Source organism: Endozoicomonas sp. ONNA2, from assembly GCF_024606365.1.
Lineage (GTDB): Bacteria > Pseudomonadota > Gammaproteobacteria > Pseudomonadales > Endozoicomonadaceae > Endozoicomonas.
On record NZ_JAHHPO010000182.1, the window covers coordinates 1 to 2,308 of the forward strand.

A 2,308-nucleotide genomic window follows, 5' to 3' on the forward strand; every position below is an offset into this window, starting at 1 on the left:
TGATTAGCCGGTTTAAGTAGGTACACGTTTTTGTGGTGACTTCCACTCCCCGTGATTTTCCTAAAGCCAGAATTCATGTCCGGGCACCTGAGGGACCGCAGGAAATTCCTGTAGCCCATGAAAGGTGGGTCATGCCGGCCAAATTCAGCGCTGACAACCGCCATATACTGAGCCGCTCAGATCTGACCATGATCATCAATAGCTATAACGCCGAAGGCAGTTGGTCAGAAAAACTCAACATCAGTGCTGCCGACTGGATCAGATCGGCCACGTTCAGTCCCGACAGCCGCCATGCAGTGATGGCCAGCGAAGATAGCAGTGCAAAAATCTTTTCATTTGACCAGGTGGCGGCCCGCTGGACATTAACAAAGACGATTACCCATCTTGCGGCTGTTTGTTCAGCAACATTCAGCCCTGATAGCAGCCTGGTAGTGACTGCAAGTAAAGATCGCACCGCAAAGATCTATGGGCGTGATGCTGATGGCAAGTGGCTGGAGAGAGACACCCTGCAGCATGAAGAGGGGGTTGTTTCCGCTGAATTCAGCCCCGATAGCTCCTCTATCATCACCGTCAATTGTGGTAACGATAGAGAAGCCATCCGTACCGTAAAGATATACAGCAGCAACCCCGGAAACCGCTGGTCAGAAAAAACCTCGATTCTCCACTACGGAGGGATCTGCTCAGCCATCTTTAGCCCTGACAGCCGCCATGCAATGACCGCCAGTGACGATTACAGCGCCATAATCCTCAGTTGTGATAGCCACAACCGCTGGCAGGAAAAAAAAATCGTTATCCATGCCGGGAAGGTTCGCTCTGCCGACTTTAGTCCCGACAGCCGCTATGCAGTAACCACCAGTGAGGATTGCACGGCGGAAATCTACCGGTATGATGCAGACCTTGGGAACTGGTCAAGACAACAGGTCATTACCCATAACCATCGGATCAACTCTTGCGAATTCAGCGCTGATAACCGCCATATCCTGACCTATCTTCGACCTTACAGGATAGATTATTGGCGGTATAATACCCATGCCAAAATCCACACTTGTGCTGGTGACAACTGGATATCAAGCGCCGATATTCCGCCTGGGGATGGGATTTATACCGCCAAATTCAACCACGACGGCTCCCATGCAGTTATCAATGATTGTAATGGTAGCGTCGTGATCCTTGGCTGCACTGAAGATAACAACTGGATAGCAAAAGCCACCCTGTCCCATTCATACTGGCTTTATTCGGCAGAATTCAGCGCCAACAGCAGTCATGTGGTGACCGTCAGCGAAGAGCTGGGCAAGATTAAAATCTGGCGTCTGTATCGTGAAGATCCAGCACCACCTCCCCGGTGTGCAGATACCTTGAACTTTTGCCCGGCTATGCCATCCAAGACGTCTGATCAGCAATCACCTGACGAGGCCAATGAACCATGGAATCTTCCGTTACCGTGAACACCAGCCGCCGTTTTGGCAGCACTATGGACTGTGCCACGCCGTCGTGTTGTGTGGGGAGCAGCAACGGTATGTCGGTTGCGCCCTGCCAAGCCCCATGTTCATTACTGCATTTGCCACAGCTTCCCATGCTCAAGCTGCTAGGCTACTTGCCTTTACGGGATATTCTCGCCACCGCAAAAACGTGTACCTACTTAAACCGGCTAATCACCGATGAACAACTGCTGGCCAGATCGTGGTTTGCAAAATTGGCAGCAGACCGGCAGAACCAATTCAAAGAGATTGCCCGGGATATCCCTGATACTGACCTGCAAAATTGGCTCGGACAATTTACCACGGATGCAACGGTAGCCAATAAATTTTACACCCGGGACCCTGCAGGGCAAACAAAAGACGACGGTCGTAAAACCTGTACAGTACAAAAAGGGAAATACTTCTCCCCGGCCCTGTTTTTCACCGTGAGTCAACTGATGGCGGGCTGTCGAGAGTTCGAACCGGTTTTGGAAAAACGCATTATTGATACACTTTATGTCAATAACGCCAGCATTAGCACCCATGGCGACCATACAGTGATCTTCAGAAACAACAGTACCGGGACAATCTTTGGCTTCACCGGGAACGGCCAATGGAATCAACAAGCTGATTTTAGCTATTATTCCTGGGTCGAACCCGAACCCCCTTTCACCGCCATGAGCAGCTTCATCGCCCGGGGCCATCATATATTGACCTGGGATAAACACCATACTGCAAAAATCTTTGCCTGTAATGCCGATCACAGCTGGGCAGAGCAATTCAATATTGTCCATAAAGGCAGGATTATATCAGCTGACTTGAGTTGCGATGGTCATCAGGTAGTCATTACC

Annotated in this window: 2 protein-coding genes; both read left to right on the forward strand. The window is 50.4% G+C overall.

From position 1 onward, the window contains the following. The first annotated feature begins 131 nt into the window (after positions 1 to 131). Entirely contained in the window at positions 132 to 1,445 is a 1,314-nt protein-coding gene (locus tag KDK14_RS03240) for a WD40 repeat domain-containing protein (RefSeq protein ID WP_257263585.1), read from the forward strand. After that, on the forward strand, positions 1,424 to 2,308 hold an 885-nt coding region (locus KDK14_RS03245; RefSeq protein ID WP_257263586.1), incomplete at its 3' end, for an F-box protein. The genes KDK14_RS03240 and KDK14_RS03245, both read left to right, overlap by 22 nt.

Excerpts from the sequence above, each read along its gene's own strand:
- KDK14_RS03240 (WP_257263585.1), top strand. The coding sequence starts at position 132 with ATGCCGGCCAAATTCAGCGCTGACAACCGCCATATACTGAGCCGCTCA.